This is a genomic window from Rhodococcus sp. ACPA1 (assembly GCF_002300195.1).
Classification (GTDB): domain Bacteria; phylum Actinomycetota; class Actinomycetes; order Mycobacteriales; family Mycobacteriaceae; genus Rhodococcus_F; species Rhodococcus_F opacus.
The window spans coordinates 278,791-301,848 of record NZ_NSDX01000014.1 but is presented as its reverse complement, the minus strand read 5'-3'; the positions used below and the strand labels follow the sequence as shown (position 1 = coordinate 301,848).

At 66.4% G+C, this 23,058-nt stretch carries 18 protein-coding genes and 3 pseudogenes; 10 read left to right on the top strand and 11 right to left on the bottom strand.

Annotation, left to right across the window (positions count from 1 at the left end):
- Positions 1–3: 3 nt before the first annotated feature.
- On the bottom strand, positions 4–402 hold the full coding sequence (locus CJ177_RS44365; protein ID WP_095864859.1) for a hypothetical protein: 399 nt from the start codon (positions 400–402) through the stop codon (positions 4–6).
- A gap of 300 nt (positions 403–702) precedes the next feature.
- Here CJ177_RS44365 and CJ177_RS44355 point away from each other — a divergent pair, with 300 nt between their 5' ends.
- From CJ177_RS44355 to CJ177_RS44345, 3 genes are all read left to right on the top strand, one after another.
- Positions 703–1,083 (top strand): SHOCT domain-containing protein, encoded by a 381-nt coding sequence (locus CJ177_RS44355; RefSeq protein WP_095870931.1) that lies wholly within the window; start codon positions 703–705, stop codon positions 1,081–1,083.
- A 208-nt stretch (positions 1,084–1,291) separates the two neighbouring features.
- A complete protein-coding gene (locus tag CJ177_RS44350) occupies positions 1,292–2,113 on the top strand; it encodes a class II glutamine amidotransferase (protein ID WP_095870930.1) in 822 nt (273 codons plus the stop codon).
- A gap of 95 nt (positions 2,114–2,208) precedes the next feature.
- Complete coding sequence (locus CJ177_RS44345; RefSeq protein ID WP_095864855.1) at positions 2,209–2,445, top strand: three-helix bundle dimerization domain-containing protein; 237 nt, start codon at positions 2,209–2,211, stop codon at positions 2,443–2,445.
- A gap of 40 nt (positions 2,446–2,485) precedes the next feature.
- Here the strand turns inward: CJ177_RS44345 and CJ177_RS44340 are convergent, their stop codons facing one another.
- On the bottom strand, positions 2,486–2,833 hold the full coding sequence (locus CJ177_RS44340; RefSeq protein WP_095870929.1) for an amphi-Trp domain-containing protein: 348 nt from the start codon (positions 2,831–2,833) through the stop codon (positions 2,486–2,488).
- A gap of 486 nt (positions 2,834–3,319) precedes the next feature.
- Here CJ177_RS44340 and CJ177_RS44335 point away from each other — a divergent pair, with 486 nt between their 5' ends.
- The gene (locus CJ177_RS44335; RefSeq protein ID WP_095870928.1) at positions 3,320–4,924 is read left to right on the top strand and encodes an MFS transporter; all 1,605 of its coding nucleotides are present in this window, start codon (positions 3,320–3,322) and stop codon (positions 4,922–4,924) included.
- Between the two features lie 69 nt (positions 4,925–4,993).
- Here CJ177_RS44335 and CJ177_RS44330 read toward each other — a convergent pair.
- The 4 genes and pseudogenes from CJ177_RS44330 to CJ177_RS44320 form a co-directional block, all read right to left on the bottom strand.
- Positions 4,994–6,413 (bottom strand): annotated as a pseudogene (locus CJ177_RS44330) (DUF2252 domain-containing protein).
- Between the two features lie 45 nt (positions 6,414–6,458).
- Positions 6,459–6,671, bottom strand: a complete 213-nt coding sequence (locus tag CJ177_RS47840) for an SHOCT domain-containing protein (protein ID WP_179377812.1) — start codon at positions 6,669–6,671, stop codon at positions 6,459–6,461.
- Between the two features lie 532 nt (positions 6,672–7,203).
- Positions 7,204–7,812: pseudogene (locus CJ177_RS44325) on the bottom strand (hypothetical protein).
- A gap of 532 nt (positions 7,813–8,344) precedes the next feature.
- A complete protein-coding gene (locus CJ177_RS44320) occupies positions 8,345–8,788 on the bottom strand; it encodes a pyridoxamine 5'-phosphate oxidase family protein (protein ID WP_095870927.1) in 444 nt (147 codons plus the stop codon).
- A gap of 259 nt (positions 8,789–9,047) precedes the next feature.
- On the opposite strand from CJ177_RS44320, the gene CJ177_RS44315 reads away from it, so the two are divergent.
- The 4 genes and pseudogenes from CJ177_RS44315 (at position 9,048) to mgtA (ending at position 15,020) form a co-directional block, all read left to right on the top strand.
- Complete coding sequence (locus tag CJ177_RS44315) at positions 9,048–10,763, top strand: GAF domain-containing sensor histidine kinase (protein WP_095870926.1); 1,716 nt, start codon at positions 9,048–9,050, stop codon at positions 10,761–10,763.
- A 75-nt stretch (positions 10,764–10,838) separates the two neighbouring features.
- A pseudogene (locus tag CJ177_RS44310) lies at positions 10,839–11,397 on the top strand (hypothetical protein); the annotation flags it as partial.
- A 282-nt stretch (positions 11,398–11,679) separates the two neighbouring features.
- A complete protein-coding gene (locus CJ177_RS44305; RefSeq protein ID WP_095870999.1) occupies positions 11,680–12,342 on the top strand; it encodes a hypothetical protein in 663 nt (220 codons plus the stop codon).
- A 44-nt stretch (positions 12,343–12,386) separates the two neighbouring features.
- A complete protein-coding gene (mgtA, locus tag CJ177_RS44300) occupies positions 12,387–15,020 on the top strand; it encodes a magnesium-translocating P-type ATPase (RefSeq protein WP_179443471.1) in 2,634 nt (877 codons plus the stop codon).
- A gap of 798 nt (positions 15,021–15,818) precedes the next feature.
- On the opposite strand, the gene CJ177_RS44295 is transcribed toward mgtA, so the two are convergent.
- Positions 15,819–17,630 carry an amino acid transporter gene (locus CJ177_RS44295; protein WP_257015047.1) on the bottom strand — a complete coding sequence of 604 codons (1,812 nt, stop codon included), beginning with the start codon at positions 17,628–17,630 and terminating at the stop codon, positions 15,819–15,821.
- Between the two features lie 389 nt (positions 17,631–18,019).
- Here CJ177_RS44295 and CJ177_RS44290 point away from each other — a divergent pair, with 389 nt between their 5' ends.
- Entirely contained in the window at positions 18,020–19,006 is a 987-nt protein-coding gene (locus tag CJ177_RS44290) for a TrkA family potassium uptake protein (RefSeq protein ID WP_095870924.1), read from the top strand.
- A 191-nt stretch (positions 19,007–19,197) separates the two neighbouring features.
- On the opposite strand, the gene CJ177_RS44285 is transcribed toward CJ177_RS44290, so the two are convergent.
- From CJ177_RS44285 to CJ177_RS44270, 4 genes are all read right to left on the bottom strand, one after another.
- Positions 19,198–19,569 carry a hypothetical protein gene (locus CJ177_RS44285; protein ID WP_095870923.1) on the bottom strand — a complete coding sequence of 124 codons (372 nt, stop codon included), beginning with the start codon at positions 19,567–19,569 and terminating at the stop codon, positions 19,198–19,200.
- Positions 19,570–19,926: 357 nt separating this feature from the next.
- Positions 19,927–20,943: a zeta toxin family protein gene (locus tag CJ177_RS44280; RefSeq protein ID WP_095870922.1), complete on the bottom strand. Its 1,017-nt coding sequence runs from the start codon at positions 20,941–20,943 to the stop codon at positions 19,927–19,929.
- Positions 20,944–20,946: 3 nt separating this feature from the next.
- Positions 20,947–21,414, bottom strand: coding sequence for a hypothetical protein (locus tag CJ177_RS44275; RefSeq protein WP_143548820.1), 468 nt, complete (start codon positions 21,412–21,414; stop codon positions 20,947–20,949).
- A 186-nt stretch (positions 21,415–21,600) separates the two neighbouring features.
- Positions 21,601–22,218: a hypothetical protein gene (locus tag CJ177_RS44270; protein ID WP_218835202.1), complete on the bottom strand. Its 618-nt coding sequence runs from the start codon at positions 22,216–22,218 to the stop codon at positions 21,601–21,603.
- 471 nt (positions 22,219–22,689) lie between these two features.
- Between CJ177_RS44270 and CJ177_RS49000 the strand changes: the two genes are divergently transcribed.
- Positions 22,690–22,959 carry an N-acetyltransferase gene (locus CJ177_RS49000; protein WP_257015023.1) on the top strand — a complete coding sequence of 90 codons (270 nt, stop codon included), beginning with the start codon at positions 22,690–22,692 and terminating at the stop codon, positions 22,957–22,959.
- Positions 22,960–23,058: the final 99 nt, after the last annotated feature.

Here is a 23,058-nt window from a genome sequence, read left to right as displayed (position 1 = left end):
GGATCAGATCACTTCGGGGTTCCAGGTGGCGACCGCCCAGATCACGACGGCGTTCAGCGCGATGATCGTGATTGCCCACACGGGGTAGTAGGGCAGCCACAGGAAGTTGACGAGGATCGACAAGGCGCACAGCACCATCGCGCCGACACGTGCCCAGGTGGCCCCGGTGAACAGTGCCACACCGACGGCCGCAACGATCACGCCGAGCACGAGATGAATCCATCCCCATGTAGTGACGTCGAATTGGTAGGTGTACTCGATGCCGACGACGATCACGTCGTCCTTGGCTATCGCGGAGATCCCCTGGAAGAATTCGAGCACGCCGACGGTGACGAGAAGAACCGCCCCGCCCATCGACGTTCCCTTTGCCACACCTTGCTTGACCACCGAGTCCTCGGACATGACCGTTCCTTTACGTGTCAAGGCGCGAAACTACCTGGCGAGAATCATTCTCCTCCGGCAATGCAGGTGTTGGCAGCGAGATACCCGGATCACCTCGACGACATCCTGGTCGGCGACGGGGCCGCACTCGCCTCGACTGCGGTGATCGCACAGGCTGCGCCCGCGAGCGTGAGTTGCGCAGAAACCAGCGACGACAGGCCCCGGGAGGTGGATGCTTGCCTGGTGAGCGGGCACATCTGAGAATCGCTCTGCACCCAGGCAGCTCACATGCGGGGCTGCCGCACTCGAAGGAGTCACACCATGTTGGATTCATTGTGGGAACTGATCTGGTACACGCTGATGGTGTTCGCGTTCGTCGCCTACCTGATGATCCTGTTTCACGTCCTCGGTGACCTGTTCCGCGACCGCGGCATGTCCGGTCTCAGCAAGACTCTGTGGATCATCTTCCTGATCGTGCTGCCGTACCTCAGTGTGTTCGTCTACCTCATCGCCCGGGGCCCCGGCATGGCGGAACGGCAACTCGAGGCGCAGAGCGCGGCGAAGCAGGCGACCGACCACTACATCAGGGAGGTGGCCGGGAAGTCGGCTGCCGAACAGATCGCCGACGCAAAAGCATTGCTCGACGCGGGCACCATCAACCAAGCCGAGTTCGACGCCGTCAAGGCAAAGGCGCTCAGCTGACACACTCAGCGCGAGCCCGCAGGCTCGACGACCGCCCCTCGATCCGGCGTCGACCCCACCGAGGAGCGAAAACTGTTTCGCGTGCTGATCCTGTGCCGTCATCGCCTTCGGGGGGCCGTGCGCGCCCTTCACGAAGGGGCGGGTCTGTGCCCGTCAGGGCTGTCGCAGACAGGGTCGGCTCTGCTTGAATTGAGGTATGTGCCGGTGGATGGCGTACTCGGGTGAGCCGATCCTCGCGGAGGACCTGTTGTTCCGCCCTAAACATTCGCTGATCGACCAGAGTCTGCACTCACGTCTCGGGGCGACGACCACCAATGGCGACGGCTTCGGTGTCGGCTGGTACGGCGAAGGCACCGAACCGGCGGTGTACAAGAGCATCGAACCGGCCTGGAACGACAGCAATCTGCGGGAGATCGCCGGTCAGGTGCGAACACCCATGCTGCTCGCCCACGTGCGGGCCTCGACCGGGACGCCGGTGCAGCGCAGCAACTGTCACCCCTTCCGGCACGGGCAGTGGTTGTGGATGCACAACGGCGCACTGCGCGGGTTTCACGAGACCCGGCGCGACCTGGTGATGGCCGTCGACCCGGCCCTGTTCCTCGACATCGAGGGGTCCACGGATTCGGAAACCTTGTTCTTCCTCGCCCTGACGTTCGGTCTCGTCGACGATCCCTTCGGTGCCGTGGCCCGTGCGGTCGGCTTCGTCGAAGATGTCGGCCGCGCCCATGGGGTCGAGGATCCGGTGCAGATGACCGTCGCGACCACCGACGGCGAATCGCTGTGGATCTTCCGCTATTCGAGTGAGCGGCAGTCGAGGTCGTTGTTCTTCTCCACCGAGGTCGCGAAGCTGCGCGCACTGCACCCAGAAGTCGAGGTCCTGCACCGCCTGGGCGGGGAGACCCGTTTCGTGGTCTCCGAGCCCCTCCGCGACCTCGAAGGCGCGTGGAACGAGGTGCCGGAATCATCGGCCGGGGTGGTCCGGCCCGGCGACGACGAAGTCCGGCCCTTCGAACCGATCTCACCGACATGAGTTCGCGCAGCACCGATATCAACCGGTGACCACCCTACGTGTCGTTGCCATTTCGTGTGTTGCCCCTTGTCCGTTCCGGGGCAGACGATGAATGAATGCGCGGAGATGACGAAATGCTGCAGATCGAACAGGTCATCGCCCGCCTGATCACGCGATACCCCTCGATCCCACCGGTCGACATCGAAAACACCGTGCGGAACATGCACAAGCGGTTCGTGAACGGGCGAGTACGTGACTTCGTGCCTCTCCTCGTCGAGAAAGCAGCCCGCCGGCACATCACCGAATCGGTCTCGCCGTCCGCCGTACCCGCCGCGCTGCCGCCCGCCGGGTAGCGATCCCACCGGGTACCGGCTCAGCGGCGATGTGCACAGATCACTTGGCGGTGGTCTTGCGCGGCCGCTCACGACGCGCGGTGGTCTTGGCCGGAGCCGGACTCGTGATCGGAGGCGGACTCTCCGATTCCGGTTCCGCGTCGGCCGTCGACTCCTCGGACGGATCGTCGCGCCAACTGATTTCGATTTCGATCTCGGTCTCGTCGCCGTCGACCTCAATCTCGAACTCCCACCGGACCCGGTCGGCGACGACGATTTCGATCGAGTCGCCGCCAGAGCCCAGTTCCATCTCGGAGCCGCTCGCGAGTGCCTGTCCGAGCGCGATGAGCCGGTCGGACACCTCTTTCCGGGAGAGCTCGGACTTGCGCTTGATCTCCAGCTTGGGCACGACGACTCCTGACCTCGGCGAGGTGTGTACTCACCGTAACTGCCGCGGCGCAGGCGGCCGGTCCGAACCGGGGAGAAACCAACGACGATGTCGGCCCGTCGGCTCGAAATTGCGACGATCGGTCCTCGGAACGGCTCTGTGGCTTCTGAACCCGTCCGAGCACGTCGGGTATCTGGAAAGCCGTTTGGCTCATGCCCGGCCCGGGGCTTGCGTTCTAGATAGGTCGCCCCACACATGAGACACTCAGTGTTGCGGGATGGACGTCGCGCTCGCGTCTACCCCACCCATTCCCGTCCCGGGTTCGATGGCCTGACCAGGGCGGTGGGCGCAGGAGGTGGCCGTGACGTCTTGGGTAGCTCCCCGTCGATCACCGTCCCACCTCGTGTCCGCAGGTCAGCGCGGGCGACCGATCGGCAGGCCGACACGGTCTCGCGCTCACACGCCCGTCCGGCTCGACGTCATGACAGCCGCGGCGGTGGGTCTGTGATGACCGAAGGACCGACGACCAGCGATCCCTCCGAGAAGGCAGCGGGCCCGCAACGCCTGCTCGGACTGCTGCTGGCGATGGCGATGTTCGTCCTCGTCGTCGACACATCACTGATGAACGTGTCGATCTCCTCGGTGGTTCGCGACCTCGACACGACCGTCAGCGGCGTCCAGGCGGCGATCGCACTCGAGGCGCTGGTATCCGCCGCGTTCATCCTCATCGGTGGCAAGGTCGGCGATCTCATCGGACGCAAACGGGCGTATGTGCTGGGCCTGCTCGGCTACGCAGTCGGTGCGTCGGCGATGGCACTCGCACAGAGCCTGACCGCGATCATCATCTTCTGGGCAATACTCGGTGGAATCGGCGCGTCACTCCTCTTGCCCGCCATGCAGTCCCTCATCCACGGCAACTTCGAAGGCGCCGCTCAGAAAAAGGTCTACGCCCTGGTCGGGGCGGCGGCCGCGATCGCCGCCGCCGTCGGACCGCTGCTCGGCGGTTTCATCACCACCTACCTCTCGTGGCGCGTCGGGTTCGTGCTCGAAGTCGTCATCATCGCGGTCGTCCTGTCCGGCATCAAACTGGTCCGCGACGTGCCCTACACCGGACCCCGAGTCATCGACCTGGTGGGCGCGGCCCTCTCCGTTCTGGGCATGGGCGGGATCGTGCTCGGAATCCTGGTGTGGCAGGAGGGTGGCGAATCCGTTGGTGCGCTCCTGGTGATCGGTGCGATTGCGATGGCTGTGCTGGCGTACTGGCTCGTGCGGCGCAAACGTCAAGGGAAGCCGGCACTGCTGGACCCGGACCTGTTCCGCTCCAAGGTCTTCCGACTGGGCATCTCTGGGCAGATGCTCCAGCAGATCGCCCTGGGTGGCACGATGATCGCGCTGCCGATCTACCTGCAAATGGTGCTCGAGTACAACGCGATGCAGGCAGGCTTGTCCCTCGCACCTCTCTCGCTCAGCATGTTCGCAGTGGCGGTGCTCGCGGGCAAGAAGGCGGGCGACCGGCGCCCGAGCAGCATCATCCGGTGGGGATTCGTGCTTCTGACGATCGGGATCGCGGCGCTGATCCCGATCGTGCCGCGCGCCGAGTTCGGTTGGGGCCTGGTGATCCCGTTGGTGATCGCCGGATCCGGGTTGGGGTTGCTGGTGTCTCAACTCAACAACTACACGCTGGCACCGATCGAGGAGGAGCGGATCAGCGAGGCCGCCAGCGTCAATTCCGCGGCGGGATCGTTCGGGCTCTCGTTCGGGCTGGCGTTCGCCGGCGCCATCATGCTGGCAACGCTGTCCTTCACCTTCACCTCGATGGCGGAGTCGAGCACCGTGCTCCCGCCGGCCGAGCAGCAACAGGTGGCGCAGGTGCTCGAGGACGACGCCGAAGTCATGAGCAACACCCAGCTCGAACAGTTGCTCGTCGACCAGCCCCCGGAGATTCAGGACGAGATCATCCGCATCAACACCGACGCACGACCGCTCGCCCTTCAAATCGCCCTGCTCATCCCCATCCTCGCCGGTCTCATCGGGGTGTTCAATTCGTTCCGCATGAGGCGCATACCGGAGCCCGCACCACCGGCCTCCGGCGAAGGGCCAGAGGGCGACTGACGCGCGTCTACCCACGGTCTCGTAGTCCTGCCATCACCGATGATGTTCGGACGCCGTGTCGAGCGCGACTCAGAGTCCGGTGTCGGCCGTGATGCGACCCGCGGTGATGGCCTCGAGCAGTGCTGCATGGTCTCGGGCGTTCTGGTCGGTATACGTGTCGGCGAATTCCGCCATCACATGGTCGAAATCGGTGCCGTCCCCGAGGTAGGCGGCGATGGCGATCCGGTCGCCCCCGCGGGCGTGGGCGAAGGCGAGGGCCCGACCGCACATCCGCCCGTACAGCTTCATCAGTCGGGGGGGTCTGGGATTCGACCACCGCCGACCCCTTGCCGTCACGCAGTTGCCGGATGTAGAAGTCGTGCTCGACGCCATCGCGATCCGGCCCGCGTTCCCAGCCCAGAAAGATGTCGCTGGCGGCCTGCATCAACCGCTGGCCGTGGACGACGCGCTCGCCCTCGGTCGCGAACGGCCGGCCCTCGACGTACGCCGACAACACCGACGGCTTCGCCTCCTTCACCTGGAGAAACAACGGATCGCCGGTGTCTGCTCCGGCCATCAGGACGATCCAGGTGCGGGTGCCCACACTGCCGACCCCGACCACCTTGCGGGCAATCTGCACCATCTGGAACTGGTCGTAGAGCAGCCGCCGATCCCATTGCAGGGTCTGGGCATAGGTGTCGAGTCGCCGCTGGATGTCTCGATACAACGATTCGACGTCCTCACCGCCGTACAACTCCTCGATCGGAACGATCAGTGGTGGGGTGCTGACGATGCGCCTTCGGCCGTCCACCACGGCGGTCAGTTTCGACAAGGCCTGCACGCTGTCACGGCGGCGGGCCTTCTCCAGCGCAGCGCGCGCCCGTTTCCTCTTCGCCTTGCCGAGCTCGTCACGGAGCTCGGTCAGGTCCGCGGTGGGCTCGCTGTGCGAGTACCAGACCGCCAGGTTTGCCAGTTCCGCCTGCCGGGCCATGGTTTCGCGGTACTCGGCAACGCAGGCACGGATGATCTTCCTGCGCTTGTTGCCGCTGAAGCCGTTCTCGTTGGCCGCGACCGCGAGGCTGGCGACCAGGCGTTTGACGTCCCATTCGAAGGGCCCCGGATACGTCTCGTCGAAGTCGTTCACATCGAACGCCAGCTTGCGTTCCGGGGTGGCGAACACACCGAAGTTGCTCAGGTGCGCGTCCCCGCAGAGCTGCGCCGACAGGCCCGTGGTGGGCGAGCGGGACAGATCGGCGGCCATGACCGCGGCGCCGCCGCGGTAGAAGGTGAACGGTGTGGCCGCCATCCGCCCGTACCGGAGCGGGACCAATTCGGGGACCCGGTCCGCCGCCTGCTGCTCGAGGAGGCCGACCGGGTCGCGCCGCTCGGCGACATGATGCTCCGCGAGCGCCGCCAGCGGGGTGTCTCGGCGGGCGTCCACCCCTCGTCGTGCGCGTTCGGGCCGGCTCGGATGCGCCACCGGTTCTTCGGCTCCTGCGGATGTCGAAATTGCACTTCCCTTCCCTCGGGCACAGTGGGTGCCGCGGCCTGGGGGCTACGACGCCAGGATCTTGGCTTCGGCGTTGAACTCGTCCTCGGAAAGCACGCCCCGGGCCCGGAGCCCGCCGAGGTCCGGCCCGCTGTCCCCTATTTCGATGTCATTGACCGGAAACGCTCTCCTTGTTGTCCGCTGGGTGTCGGACTGTGAGGGCCACGGCTGCGGGGAATCGCGGATGATGTGGAGCCGGCCCCAGGTGGTGAGTGTCAACGTATCCCACCCCGACCAGGAACACTTCGTTCTCGGCGACGGCGGCGACACCCTGGAAGAACTGGATGATGCCGACGGTGACCATGATGATGGCCCCCCGCCCCGGGTCCGGTGGGGTCGGCGGAAAGGACTTTGTCCCCTAGCCGAACCGTCGCGTGGGTAGGAACACTGATAGTGACCGGGATCGGTGCCCGCGCCTTGACCACCGCTCGGCCACATCTGTGCGACTGAGAGTACCCACAAGACACGCCTGCAGGCTTCTTCGGTGAGCGCACCGCATCACTGCATTCCCACCCGCCGAGCACTGAGCACGCCGGAGATCCTTCAACGGATCCAGGCGATGTTCGCTGACGGGGACGACGCCGGCTCGGCTGGCACCGACGAGAAACCGTCGCCTATCTGACATGAAGGCGGTCCGGCTACCCCCGCAGGAGTGTTGCGGTGCACGAGAATTCGATGATCTCGCCCCGTCGGCAGCCTCGTGGTCCCGCCGATGACAATCCGATCCAGTGGCCCCGCCGGGCGGAGATCGTCAGCTGACCGGCCATCCCGGTGTGCGGCCGACATCGTTCCATTCTCGATCCCACTGGCGCATCCGGCTTCGCGTATTCACCCACCGGACCCCGCAGAGCAGCAGGAAGGAACCAACCGCGGCGGTGGCCCACACCGACAATGCGGCGCTGACGGCGATCGCCGCGTTCTCCAGGCCCGATCGGGGCTCGTCGACCACGTGACCGTCAGGATCGATCCACACCGAGACAATGTCGCCGCGGTGGGCGCCGTGCCGGGTTTCCACGTCGGCGGACTGGAGGGTGCCATCGGGCGCAGGCCACTACGCCGTCGCATGGTCTTCGGTGTCCGGGGCGTCACCGGCCGCACCCCCCACGAGGACTTGGTGCGGATCGTCGATGAGAACAGCAGATTGTGCATGTCCGCTCTGCAGGTCGGCGCGGGACTGATCGTTCAGGCGGGTGTTGGTCACCGTTCCGAACGCCGCCGCGAACGGGACCATGATCAGGACGAAGGTGATCACGACCGCCGCGACGACGGCATCGAGACGGTCCCTGGCCCGCATGAGGGGATTTCGGCTCCACGGAGTCAGTCTCCACCAGCGTGATGCGGATGACTGATGGATATTCATCCCGTGCCTCCTCGGCCATCCTTACTGAATCCGAGTCTTCCGCACCCAGGGCGCGCGGCGTAGAGCACAAGGTCATCGGCAGAAGTGACAGAGAGAGCACCTTCTCGGCCGCGGTCCACGGCGGGTGCGTGGACGGCATGCGGACACCGGCCGCCAAGGACGCCCGGACGGGTGCCCTTCGCCCCCTGGAAATGGGCTCGCTGCGACCGCACCGAGTGGGAGCATCGTCACCCACACGACGGTGGCACGTGCCGCCCCGTCCGATGCGATGAGCTGAGCGTGCCCCGAGACGAAGAGTCGAGTGCCTGAACGGTGACGTCGACACTTTCTCGCCGAGAACGAATTCGGGTGTGCGGGATGTCGATTACCCTGTCAGGCTGCACCGCCGCGAAGGTGCCGGTGTCGGTGGGATCCGGTGCACCGAGAAGGGAATCTGGTCATGCGCTACCTCCGTAGCGTGCCTTCTGCGGCACTGTGCCGGTGAAGTCGGTGGTGATCGCATCGCCGCCACCGACGCCATGTCCGACGACGGTCACAGCGGTGGGAGCCCTAATCTTTGGTCGCCTGCCAGCCGGGGCAGGGTCAGCCGGTGTCCGGTGACGTACTCGATGTCGAGGACCAGGTAACCGTCGGAGGGTCGGATCGTCCACGGGGAGGGGCCGGTGTGGTCGAACCCGGACAGATACTCCGAGCCTGTGGCGGTGCGGGCGTGACCGAGCACGACCACACTCCACCCGGCGCGGGTTCCCGACTCGACGTGGCCGGCCTCGAATGCGACGAACGTCCGATCGAAGCGGCCGAACCAGGACTCGTTGTCGGTCGCGATGACGATCTCGGAATGGGGGGCGGCGAAGGTCACCAACCGCACCGCGGGCAGGGCATCCTTGGTGTAGAGCAGACGACCCGTGGGCACCGACCGCAACGCGTGGACGCATTCGGTCGGGGTCAGGGTGCCGTCACGGCCGGAGGTACGCATCACGCTGTGGTCTTCTTTCCAGACGCGACGGTCGGGTGCGTGCGTCTACCTCCTCAGCATGACCGTGCCGTCCCGGCAGGGTTAGAGTCCTGAGTCGTTGCCCCGGTCGCTCACAGTCACCAGGTCGCATCCCCCTCCCGCGGCCGGGTTTGACCCCGACGAAAAGGGGATATCCCCCGGATACACGCGCCGCCGTCGGGCTACGCCGCCGCGCCTGCACGGCGGGCGTGTCAGGAAGCGGCGCAGAAAGCTGGTGACGATGCCAGGAGACGACGAATCACTCCTGCTCGACACACTCTCGCAGATGCGGCTACGTCAGATGCTGACCGAGATGCAGGACCGCATCGAGCAGATGACCATCGCCCGGGAACACTTCGACGGACTGCTCGAGGCGATACTCACCATCTCCTCTGGGCTGGACCTGGCAGCGACCCTGCGGCGGATCGTCGACGCCGCGATCAGGCTGGTCGACTGCCGATACGCGGCCCTCGGCGTGCTCAACCACAGCGGAGACCGGTTGCAGGAATTCGTCTACGCGGGCGTCGACGACGAGACTCGCCTTCTGATCGGGGAGTTGCCGACCGGGCACGGGCTGCTCGGCCTGCTGATCGAGCGCCCCGCACCGCTCCGTCTGGACGACATCGCCGGGCACCCCGCTTCTGTGGGGTTCCCCGCACATCACCCGCCGATGCGCACCTTCCTCGGCGTGCCGGTCCGCATTCGCGGGCAGGTTTACGGCAACCTCTACCTCACCGACAAAGCCGCAGGTCTGTCCTTCACCGAGGGCGACGAAGACCTCATCCAAGCCTTCGCCGCGGCGGCCGGGATCGCCATCGACAACGCCCGCCTGTTCGAACAAGCCCGCCAGCGCCAGCAGTGGCAGCAGGCCACCAGCGAGATCCGCGGCGAACTGCTCGCCGCCATCGACCCGAGCGAGGTGCTCGACCTGATCGCCCGCCGGGCCCGCCACCTGGCCGGCGCCGATCACGTCCTGATCGCCCGACCCGACGATGTCGAGCAAGCCTCCGCCGACGTCACCGCCCTCACCGTGACCGCATACGCCGGAACCGATCCGAGCGTGCCCGGTATGCGGATCGGCGTCGACGACACGGCTACCGGGCGGGTCTACCGCACCGGGACACTGACCCGGGTGCCGGAGATCAGCGACGCCGGCCCGCACGGTGGTCCGGCCCTGCTGCTGCCACTGCGGGTGTCCGCGGACTCGGTGACCGGGGTCCTCGCCCTGATCCGCACCCGCGGCCGGGCACCGTTCGACGACCGGCAACTGCCGCTGGCCGCGGCCTTCGCCGACCAGGCCGCCCTGGCGCTGAAACTGGCCGACGATCAACGCCAACTCACCGCCCTGTCCCTGATCGCCGAGCGGGACCGGATCGCCCGGGATCTGCACGACCACGTCATCCAACGGCTGTTCGCGCACGGCCTGCACCTGCAAAGCGCCCACGGCCGCAGCCGCGTCCCCGAGGCCCGGCAACGGCTGTCGGAGATGATCGACGATGTCCAAGACATCATCACCGACGTCCGCACCGCCATCTTCGACCTGCACGGCGGAGAGGCCGACGGGTTCGCGCTGCGCCCGGCGTTGACCGCGATCATCACCGAACAAACCGGTGAGAGCGGGTTGCGCACCACGGTGCGGATGACCGGGCCACTGAGCGTGGTCACCGGACCCCTCGCCGACCACGCTGAAGCGGTGCTGCGGGAAGCACTGAGCAACGTCGTCCACCACGCCCACGCCCACCAGGTGGATGTCACCGTCTCCGTCGACGACGACCTCACCCTCTGCGTCACCGACGACGGCACTGGCATCGCCCCGGTCGTCACGCTCAGCGGCCTGCACAACCTCACCACCCGCGCCGAACAGGCCGGCGGCACCTGCACCCTCACCACCCCCACCACCGGTGGTACCCGACTGACCTGGTCCGCACCACTGCCGGAAGTGTCAGGAGCAGGCTAAATATAGGACTTCGGCATTCGATGTCGGTTTGCGCCGCCCGGTGACCCGAGAGAACCGAACTGCAGGCTCGGCACGGAGAACCCGTCCCAGATCGAATTCACCACCGCCCGCGGCCTCGACATCGAATTCTGGCGGTCCCCACGCACCCGCAAACAAGCCCGATCGAAGGTCCGCACCCCCACCGCCCGCGCCGCCGGGATTACCGACCTGCACATCGTCGTCGACTCGCACGAGCGATACCCGTGCCGGTTCACCGACCAGCAAGTCACCACCGTCAAACGCGCCACGCCCTGCGGAGACTACGGACTGCTGCGCGATGACACCCTGATCGCCTCGGTCGAACGCAAATCCCTCACCGACCTGGTATCTGCGCTACGCCCTCGCCGAGCTTGCCGCATTGCCCCGCCCCGCCGTCGTGGTCGAGGACCGCTACTGGGCGATATACGCACTCAACCGGAGCCGGCCCGCAACATTCGCCGACAAGGTCCGCGCCTGGGCCCGCGACCGCGGCATCCCCGTACCCGACCGCGGCCGATTAGGCCCCGCCGTTGGAGAAGCCTTCACCGCCGCCCACCCCGAAAGCGGACACCGGCCTCCGTCGGCTCGGTCTGTACCACCGCCGACAAACGATTGAGACACCCCACGGCTCCGGCGTGTAGTCGAGTATCGAACGCGTGCAGCCGACTTCTGCAGCTGACAGCGGACCGGTCGTGCCGGGAAGGTCGAAATACCCTGTCGTTGCGGTCTCCGTCACCTCGATGATGGAACGTGAACCTCGAGGTGACGGAGCCGACAAGATGACGATTCTGATCCCCACATTCCCACGCGGGTATACCGACGAGAGGCCGCGATCGGCGGGGCAACAGTCATTGACGTCGGTGTGTCCGGCACATTGGTCAGACGCGGAGCCGACGCGGTGACCCGGCTGGCAATTCTCGTCCGGGCGCTCTGGGGTGCGCAAATTGCCGGGCATGTCCTCGCCACGAAAGTCCTGCGACGCAGGCGCACCAGTTGGGGTGCCACCACCGCGGAGACGGAAACAGCGATGCCGGGCGACGAGCTGATCCCCCATTCGCGTTGGGGATACACCCATGCCGTCACGATCGATGCGACCCCGGAGCAGGTATGGCCCTGGATCGCCCAACTCGGCCAGGGACGGGGCGGATTCGACAGCGATCAGGGCCTGGAAAATCTCATCGGCTGCCGTGTGCACAACACCGACACGATTCTCCCCGACTACCAGAAACTCGGAGTCGGTGACGGAGTTCGGTTACACCCGAAGGCTCCGCCGCTGACCGTCGCCGTGGTCGAACCGAATTCGCGGCTCGTTCTGCGCGGAGCCAACCCCGATACCGGTGACGCATCGATCTGGGCGTTCCACCTTCTGCGCGTCGACGACCGGCACACCCGGTTGATCGAACGGGGCCGCGGCAACTATGGGCCGACAGTGTCCAGTCGGCTGACGTTCGGGCCGCTTCTTCTCGAACCCATCGGCTTCGTCATGAGCCGGAAGATGCTGCTCACGATCCGCGATCTGGCCGGCGGACCCACTCGCGCAACCCGACCGCGGTCCTTGTGACAGCGAGGCGTACCCCCGTGAGCACACGAACGCGCCGACCAACAGTGGACGCGGGAGGACCCTCGCCCACCCACCTTCCCGTGGGGGCGGCGGCATCCGATGCCGCAGACGATGTTCTCCACACGCTCGAATCGTCGCGCCGCGGCTTGGCGGCCGCCGAGGCCGCAAGACGGTTGGACCGCTCCGGACCGAATTCCGTGCGAACCTACAGAGTCAACGCATTCGCGGTTCTCGGACGACAACTGCGCAGCGCTCTGCTACTCCTGCTGGCCCTCACCGCAGTGGCATCGTATTTTCTGGGCGACCGCAGCGACGCACTGATCATCGGGACCATTCTGCTCGGCAGCGTCGGTCTCGGGTTCGTCAACGAGTACCGGGCCGCAAAGGCCAGCGCTGCCCTGCATTCGCGGATGCGGCACACCGCCATGGTGCTCCGGGACGGCACCCCGATCCGGGTGGATGTCATCACCCTGGTACCCGGAGACATCGTCCGCCTCGTTCTCGGTGAGGTCGTTCCCGCCGACCTGCGGCTCCTGGACACCGCGGATCTCGAGTGCGAGGAGAGTGTGCTGACCGGAGAGTCCACTCCGGCGACGAAAACGGCCCACCCGGTGCCGACGGACAGCTCCCTCGGCGATCTCACGAGCTGCGCCTTGATGGGAACCATCGTGCACGCCGGCACCGGCACCGGAGTGGTGGTCGCCACCGGCGCGGACGCCGAGTTCGGGCGCATTGCCGTGGGGCTCGGGGAACGGGAACCGGAAACCGAATTCCAGGCCGGACTGCGCCGCTTCTCTGTCCTGCTTCTGCAGGTGGCGTTCGCCCTGACGACGTTGATCCTGGTGACCAACCTGCTCCTTCGCCGCTCGCTGATCGAGTCGCTGCTGTTTTCCCTCGCGATTGCCATCGGTGTCACCCCCCAGTTGCTTCCTGCCGTGGTCAGCACCGCATTGGCCGCCGGTTCCCGGCGACTGGCCCAGCGGAAGGTGTTGGTCAAACGACTGGTGTGTATCGAGGACCTGGGTGATATCGACATCCTGGTCACCGACAAGACCGGCACCCTCACCGACGGCCGCATCAGTTTCGTCGAGGCGCTCGACCCTCATGGCGGTCCCGCACCGGACGCGCTTCTCGAGGGCCTGCTCGCCACCGAAGTAGAGGCGGCGTCCGCCGGCCATCTCGGAACCAATCCGCTCGACACCGCACTCTGGGCCGCCGCCGGATCGACCGGTCCCGTCGCCGACGCCTACACCAGGCTGGCGACCTTACCGTTCGATCATCAGCGGCGCATGACGTCGTCGTTGGTGTGCGGGCCCGGCGGGACCCGGACGATCGTGGTCAAGGGTGCCCCCGAAACGGTGCTCGAACGGTGTGCGGAGGCCGGGACGGCCGCCCGGTCGATGCTCGACACACTGTTCGCGCAGGGTAACCGGGTCGTCGCGGTCGCCGCGAAACCGGTCGGTGTCGCCCACGACCGGATCGAGGTCGGCGACGAGCGCGATCTCACCCTGACCGGATTCCTCGTCTTTCTGGACCAGCCGAAAACGTCCGCCACACCGTCGTTGGCGAGGCTCGCCGACCTGGGGATCACCGTCAAGGTGGCCACCGGCGACAACCCAAAAGTCGCCGAAAAGGTTTGCGCGGAACTCGGTTTGACCTCCACCGGCAGCATCACGGGCGCCGAATTGGAGGGCCTCGACGACACGGCACTGGGCGATGCCGCAGTCGGGCACACCGTGTTCGCCCGAGTGTCCCCGGAACAGAAGGCGCGCCTGGTCAACGCCTTGCGCACCCATGGCCGGGCTGTCGGGTTCCTCGGCGATGGCGTGAACGACGCGCTTGCCCTGCACGCGGCGGACGTCGGCATCTCCGTCGATTCCGGCACCGACGTCGCGAAGGACGCCGCCGATGTGGTGTTGCTCGAGAAAGACCTCGGTGTGCTCGCGGACGGCGTCACGGAAGGACGGCGTACGTTCACCAACACCATCAAGTACGTGTTGATGAGCACGTCAAGCAACTTCGGGAACATGTTCAGCGCCGCAGCGGCCTCCGCGGTACTGCCGTTCCTCCCGATGCTGCCGGGGCAGATCCTGCTGAACAACCTTCTCTACGACACCAGCCAGCTCGCGATCCCCGCCGACCGGGTGGACACCGAACAGCTTCATGCTCCCTCGCACTGGGATATCGCGTTCATCCGCCGGTTCATGCTGTTCTTCGGGCCGATCAGCTCCCTGTTCGACTTCGTGACCTTTGCCATCATGCTGGGGATGTTCCATGCCGGGCCGGAACTGTTCCACACCGGCTGGTTCGTCGAGTCACTCGCCACGCAGACGCTGATCGTGTTCGCGATCCGCACCAGACGGATTCCGTTCCTGCGCAGTCGACCCAGTCCGGTGCTGGTGGCCACGGTGGCCGGCGTCCTTGCAGTCGGAGTTGCCGTCACGATGTCGCCCTGGGCGACGGAGCTGGGCTTCACTGCCTTACCGGTCGGGTTCTTCCTCGTTCTCGTCGCAATGGTCATTGCGTATCTGGTGTTGATCGAGTTCGGCAAAGCCGTCTTCTATTCGGAGCCGATCCGTCATCTCCCCCCGCCGCGGTGGCGCAATCATCCGCACCGGGTGCACCGGCGGGCCGCCCGCTTCAGCTCGGCCGCCGCCGTCCCCCCTGCAACGCAGTAAACCCTCGTCAGGTGTCTCCGGAGCGAATTTCCACGACTCCCAGCACGTCAGGGAATGGCGGGGCACCCATCACAAGCACCGCCGGCTGTCTCACGTCTTCCGACCGTGTCTCCCACAGGACCGGTCCACAAGTACGCACGTCGGGGGAGTTCGTCGACTACCTTCTGCGATTGCGTCAGTTCATTTTGTACGACACGGACACCGGCGGCTCGTAATAGAGGGCGGCGCCCGCGGTCACGCCCCACCCGCGGCGACGAACAAGGTGCGGGTGCCAGCGGGCAGGCGATGGTCGCCCTGGTCGAGTCCGGCAACCAGTGCTGCGGTGTGCATGCGCTCGTCGTCGGCGACAGTGATCCGTCGGGTATCCCCAGCTGCCCCGCCAAGTCCGCCCGGAATCCCAGGCGGGCCGGGGCAGCCACGATCGCGTCGACCTCGGCCAGCGTGGTGGACACCGCGTGAAGGCATGCGGTGACGGCTGCGGCGCCGCGGACGCATAATTTTCGTCCATGGACTCGGATTCGTGGAAGCGCAGCACATCTCGGGCGTCGGTGTGCCCGACGGTGCGTGGAAGGCTTCGCGGATGGTTACCCAGTGGACCGGGCCGAGGCAGTAGATGGCAAGGTGCTGGTGGTCAATGGGTCGCCCCAAAGGCACATTCCATGTGACAGGCAGGGCGTCGGCATCGAGTGGGCTACCCGCTCGGCTCTAGACACCGCCAGCGGTCCGCGAGGACCCTCTGCGTCTGTATGGGCCATGTTCGAAACGGTGATGCGTCCGATTCTCCCGGATTTGAGAGCTTCATCCGACGTGCACGTGCGGTCGCTGCTGCCGGTTCGGCTCTGCTCGCCGGAGTACTTCTCGGGCTACGGGGGCGACTTCCCCTTCGCCGATGAACAGGAACCGGAGCAGGTTGACGAGCGGGTTGCCTTCGGTCCATTCGAAGTACACATCCGGGTTGACGCCGGTGATGTCCCGGATTCGAAGCAGGACGGCGGCAATGGTGTTGGGGATCGCGGGACTGTCGACCCATAGAATCCGGTATTTGTCGCGTTGGCGGCCGTGGACGACGAGGTCGGTGCTGAAGTCGGAGGAGTCGGTGACGTTCACTTCGAGGAAGAGGATGGATTCGGATTCGGGGATATGGCTTTCGGCTCGTTGCTGGGTTTCCTTGTCGCGGTATTCGTCCTCGTCGAGGCGGTCGGTGTCGTGCGCGACGATGTCGACGGTGCCGGTGGCGGCGGCCTCGGTGAGGAATCGGAGCGCGGTTTCGTCGAACTCGACGGAGGTGGCCCGCAGTTCGAAGGACCGGGAGATCCGGGAAAGCAAGGAGACGACGATGATCGCGGCGATGAAGAATCCCGCCACTTTCACCCCGTCGGGGCGTTCGACGATGTTGGCGACGGTGGTGTAGGCGAACACGGCGGCGATGGCGCTGTATGCGATCACCCGGCGATGCTGACCGTGGCGGCGGGCGGACAGGGTGACGGCGACGGTGGCGGAGGTGATCAGCACCAGGACACCGGTGGCGTAGGCGGCGCTCTGGGAATCGACGTCGGCGTCGAAGTACACGGTGACGGTCACCGCGATCACGGTGAAGACCAGCACCAGCGGGCGGACCGCCCGCGCCCAGGCCGGCGCCATCCCGTACCGGGGAAGGTAGCGCGGAACGAGATTGAGCAGCCCCGCCATCGCCGAGGCGCCGGCGAACCACAGAATCAAGATCGTGCTCACGTCATAGACGGTGCCGAAGGCTTCGCCGAGGTACAGGTGGGCCAGGTAGGCCAGCGCGCGACTGTTGGCTTGCCCGCCGGGTTGAAACTCATCTTCCGGAATCAGGATGGTGGTAACCACGCTCGAGGTGAGCAGGAACCCGCTCATGGTCAGCGCAGCGGTGGTCAGCAGTGTGCGGGCGCCGCGAATACGGCCTTCCGGATTGGCGTCCGTGTCACTTCGTTCGCCCTGGATCTGGGGCATCACGGCCACCCCGGTCTCGAAGCCGGACAGGCCGAGGGCGAGTTTGGGGAAGACGATCAACGCGAGCAGGATCATCATCGCCGGGTTGCCGTGTTCGGTCGTCATCGCCGAGGTCCAGTCGGTGACCAGGGACGGGGCGGAGATCACGTGCCAGAGGCCGGTGGCAATGACCACCAGGTTGAGCGCCAGGTACACGGCGACCAGGGCGACGGCGATGCCGATGGCCTCGGTGAACCCGCGCAGGAACACCGCGGAGAGAAGCGCCAGCAGCACCAGCGTCACGGCGACCGCGTGCTCAGAGAAGAAGTGCGGGGTGAAGGGGTTCTCGATCAGATGCGCGCTGGCATCGGCGGCGGACAGGGTCATCGTGATCAGGAAATCGGTGGCGGCGAACCCGAGCAGTACCAGCACGAAAAGTTTGCCGCCCCATTGGGGAAGGAGTTTCTCGAGCATCGCGATGGACCCTTCCCCGCGGGGGCTTTCGCGGGCCACGCGCCGGTAGACGGGCAGGGCGCCGAGCAGGGTGAGCGCGATGAGCACGACGGTCGCCAGCGGGGCCAGGGTTCCGGCCGCCAGGGCAGCGATCCCGGGCTGGTAGCCGAGCGTCGAAAAGTAGTCGACGCCGGTCAGGCACATCACCTTCCACCAGGGATGTTTGTGCTCTTGTTTCGATGCCGTTCGGTGCGGTCCTTGATGTCCGGCCGGTTCCTCGGTGATGTCCTCGAGCAGCCAGGCCTGAGCCTGCCGCTTCACCGACGATGTCGATGACCTCGCTGCCACGTCCACACCCGTCCTCCGACCCGCCCGACCACAACCACCGAGCACCGGCGGTGCTGCGGACAAAGCGTGCCACGCCGCTACCCGCACAGCGCGACGGAGGCCGCCCATGTCCGCATTGCCCGGATCGGCAGGGGCGCAGAATGTTCCGCACGCAATACGCCCATACCGGACATCCCGGTCGCCGGGAGGTGAAGTGATGCCCCAAATGCCCTCACCCGGCTGGTCCGGGGAGAAGAATCAGGGCGGTGAGCCCTCTGGGTCGAATCGGTCGAGCGTTATTGGCGTTTGCGCTGGTGGTCGTCGCCGGTACGGCCGGCTACCTCATCCTCGGCTTCGGGGCCGAGGACGCGCTCTATCAGACCGTCACCACGATCACGACCGTCGGATTCCGCGAGGTACACCCGCTCACCGGTGTCGGGCAGTTATTCACCATGATTCTCATCCTGGCGGGGGTCGGCACCGCGCTCTACATGTTCGGCGTCCTCCTCGAGGCGCTCATCGAAGGCCACCTGCGCCAGCACATGGAGAGACGGCGAATGGACCGACGTATCAGCCGGATGACCGGCCACATCATCATCTGCGGATGGGGAAGAGTGGGCACGGCGAGCGCGCAGTATCTCGACACGCTCGGCCGTGAGATCGTGGTTATCGACCGCGATCCCGAGCGACTGCGAGATCTCGAGCACCCCACCGTGATCGGCGACGTCACCGACGACCGCACCCTGGAAGCTGCGGGCATCGCGCATGCGCACGCGTTGATTTCCGCGCTCGACACCGATGCCGACAACGTCTACGTCACCCTCTCGTCCCGGGCGCTGCGCCCCGACCTGATCATCATCGCCCGCGCCCGCAACGAGGGGTCGATGTCCAAACTGATGCGCGCCGGCGCCAACCGGGTGGTCAACCCGCAGCTGATCGGCGGCCGCAGAATGGGATCTTTTGCACTGCAACCCCACGTGGCCGAATTCTTCGACGTGGTGATGCACGACGACAGCCTGGACTACCGCATGGAGGAGATCACCGTCGACCCGGCTTCACCCTGGGTGGGGCACGCCCTCGCGCAGATGCGACTGCAGGAGACGAGTGGCGCGTTGTTTCTCGCAATACGCGCTGTCTCCGGTCAGTTCATCGCAAATCCGGCCCCGAATATCTACCTGGAGGCCGGAACGATCCTCATCGCGCTCGGCACACCCGACGAACTCGATGCCGCCCGCCGCCACGTCAACCCCTGACGCACACCAGATACCGCCACCTCGAACGCCGCTACAGCGGTCGGTCGGAGCTTCGCTCCCGATGTTCGTCGGCCGGCGCCGTCAGCAGTCGACAAGACGAGTTTTCGACGCCATTTACAAGGCGAATCTACTGTTCAGAGGCTGTATCGGATAAGGATCGATTTCCGTCACATGCCTCAGTCCAGGGGGCATTACCGGGGCGGGAGGGTTGTCGAGTTTCCGGGCGGGCACGTGGCGCGGCGGCGTTCTCGGAAACGTGCCCGGTGGTGCACCATCACGACGTCGGATTCGGTGTGGATGCTACTGGGGTGGCGGGCGATCGCGTCGTGGAAGGCGGCGCTGCGTCCACGGAGGAAGGTGGCACGGACCGTCGCCGTGTCGTCGGCGAGGAGATACGCCACGGCACCGTCGCAGTCGAGGAGGAACTTCCCGTACGCCCGCCGCACCGGTGAATGCTCGTCGAAGATCACCGGCAGCACCACCTCGTCGACCAGGTGGAACGGGAAACGGACGAGCCTGTACGCGGCCCGTATCAGCGCTCGCGCCACGGCGCCCGGTCCCATGGTCCGATCGTAACGCCGGCACGGGCTGTAGTGACGCTGTCACAGGGCCGGGTCCCGACGGGGCGTCCTCACCGCAGTGGGAAGGGTGCCGAGGACCCGCAGCGGTGCCCTGGCCCTTGGTCTCGCCCGCGGCAGAGGCCCTATTCTGTACCCGCGCCGCCGGAACGTGTCCGTGGGAGACGATGGCTTCGCTTAGCGCAGGCACCGATATCGGCCAAACCCTCCAATATGGGCCATCAGTCACCGCTCCTGGGAGTGGGAACAGGATTGCACGGTTCGACTCAGGCGGGTCGCCGCGGCTTCGCTCCGGGCAGCCAGGTGTTCTTCGCGCATCTCACGGCGCTGAATGGACGCCCGTCACGTGTGATCGATCTCCGGTTCCGGTGTTCGGCTCACGGACTCAGGGTCCGGCGAATCCGTTGCACCCCAAGTTCGTTCCATCTGACCACCCACGGCGCGTTCACGGCGTTCGACGTCGTGCTGCGGTCCCCGGTCCACCGCGAGGGTGCGGTAGAGGTCGTAGCGGGTGACGGCCGGCGATTCCTCGCTGATTTCCCGCGCGTTGACCTCGCTGACGGACCTGCCGTGCAGCGGTTTGCCGTCGGGAAGCCGCTTGTCGGTGAACAGCCGGTCGACGGCCGAGATCGGGAGCCACCGCCCACCCATCCGGGCCGCCGGGTCGGTGTCTGACGTATTCAGGGCGGCGGCCAGGCCCTGCTGCCACCGGTGCACGATCCGGGCGGCGGCAACCTCCCGGGAGGCTTCGACGTCGGCGATGTGGATTGTGTAGTGCTCCCGCTCGAGTCGGGTCACCAACTCGGTCACCCACGGCTTCCAGGCCATCGTGCCGTCGATGATCACGTTCTCCCCCACCGACAGCGACTGTGCCACGGCCGTTTCGAGCAGAAGATTCGACTCGATGTGCACCAGCGCGCACAGCTCGTTCGGATAGAACCGGCTCGGCTGCCCCGGCGCCACGCGAAGCTCCTCGGGCAGCAGTTGCTGCAGCGACCCGTCGGCGACGGAGGCCGCGAGGGGGCGGAGTTTGAACTCGTCCGCATCCAGATGCCGCCACCCCTGCGGGTGCTTCCCCACCAGATGGGCCTGGACGGTGGATTTGCCGGCGCCGGGCGGGCCGGCCATCAGGATCGAAACCCGGTCTCGGCGGACCTGCGTGCGCGATCCTCGCCAGTCCGCGAGGATCCGCTCATGCAGCCGCAACCGCGGCCGGGTGGGGATCGGTTCACCCTTGATTCGACGGAAGTACCGGCGGTCGTTGATCGTGGCGTGCGGGGCGTCGATCGTCAGCGGGCCGCCCGGGGTGGACAGCGAGGCGAGGAAGGCACGGCGATCCTCAAATTCGTCGGTCGGCACAGGTCAGTCGGCCAGTGCGTCGAGGATCAGGTCGTAGTCCTCATCGGTGAGGAACCCGTGGGTGAGCGCTCGGCCGACCTGGTGGTTGAAGCCGCCCTCCGTCTGGGGGCGGACGTCGTCGACGTCGGGGTAGCCGCTCGGCGCCGTCGGCTTGTCGTACTCCCAGCCGATCAGTTCGGCGCGCATCATCGCTGGATCGATCTCACCGGCCGCGCACCTCGCGGCGACCTCATAGGCGGTGCCGCCGTGGGTGCCGGGACGGACATCCGGCGCCTCGACGCGGGCCCGCTGGAGCATCTGGCTGATCGCGGGCTGGCTGACACCGTTGACCTCCGCCAGCCGTGTCTGGGTGACCCCGCCCTCGTACAGTTGCCGCAGGTTACGCAGGAAACCGATATGCGCGACCACCTCACGCGCCCGGTTCTCGGCCATGCTGGAAAACAACCAGTCCCGGTCCATCATGATCGTCATGACCCACCTCCCCTATAAGCAATCTTATACCCGCAGGACCAGGCAGTAAAGGACGCCACAACAGCTCAGCGCGGGCCCCTCTACCCGTCGCGCCGCCGGGGCCGGTGACACGGCGACCAGCGCCCGCGTGGTTCCGCTCCGCTCGCGGCCCACCGGTCCGCAGGACGGCTCAGTCCTCTCCCTGTGTCAGCCTGCCGCGTCTGCGGTGCGGCGCACCGTGTGGCTCTGACCGCGTGGTCGATGCACCCTGTGACCGGTCGGTCTCCCACCTCCCCCAGCGGTCAGCGTGGCGCGCAGCTTCCGCACCCGCAGCCCGGACAGCTCCTCGAAGGAGTGCGCCCGCACCCCGCGGGACCGCAATGCGTCTACGGTCCCCGGTTCGTCGTCGACGAACGCCGACAACCATCGCCCGACGGCCCGGCAATGGCCGGCCTTGACCTCGACGGCCGTACGGTGATCGCCACGAGCCCGACACAACAGTGCTCGCCCCGGTGGAAAGCCGTTCTCACCCAGCCACATCCGGGTCTGCTCCGCGTACGAGACGGGCCGAGTCGTCGAATACACCACCACGAACCCCAGCCCGGCCACCACCTCCACCACATCCCGGCCCGCCTCGACCACTGCCGCCTGTCCGACATTGTCGAAGAACCGCTGCCACGCCTGCCAGCGGCCCCCATCCGAATTAGCCGCGGTCAGGAGGTGAGTGAACGCCGACAGGTCCGCCACACCGCCGTCGATGTCGACCATCACCACCCGCTCGCTCCCACTCACCTCCCCGAGGCTAGCCACCTGACCGGCAGACATCCCGGTGCCACGCCCACACCGACGAAGCTGCGGAGAGCAGCCCCGTGTCGTGCCCGCGCGAAAGCCGTAGAGAACGCAACAACCGTGTTCGACTCACGACCAGCTGCTGGTCACCACCTCTTGCAATCGGCTTCACCGACAACCGCCGCACGCCGTACGTCACCGAGACGGACGGGCTCACCGCTGGTTCGGGGTCGATCATCGGCACCACTCGACACCACCCGCCCGCGCGGTCATCGCGGGGGGGATTCGAATCGATGGGTACCGTCGAGAACACCTCGGCCTAACGTGGTCACGTGAGCGCAACTCGTATCGCCATCGACGAGACCGAACTCGACGCCGACGGCGTCGTCGCGCTCCTGACGCATGCGGTGGAACGGAAGATCGGGACCGCCTCGACGTGGCGCTCCTGCCCTATCGGACCGGATCCGCGGTCCTCGCCGTCGCCCGATCCTCCCGGCTGCCGGTCGGGTGATCGGATACAGCGCCGCACCCGATCGGACGACGCTGCTGCACCTCGCCACCGACCCCCACTGCCGACAACACGGCATCGGCACAGCCCTCATCCACTGGGTGCACGCACGCCATCCCAGCATCCCGCTCACCGCGGAAACCGACGCCGACGCAGTTCACTTCTACGAGAAGACCGGGTTCACCAGCACATCACTCGGAGAGAAGTACCCCGGCGTCGAAAGGTTCCTCGTCCGCCGGCCCCCATACAACTGCTCGCCACAACGGTGATCATCACGGCCAGAACGATCATCGAGTACGTGTGACACCACGAACGCTGATGGAGGACGATCCAAGACATGAGCAGCCAGGTGATCGTCCTGACAGGTC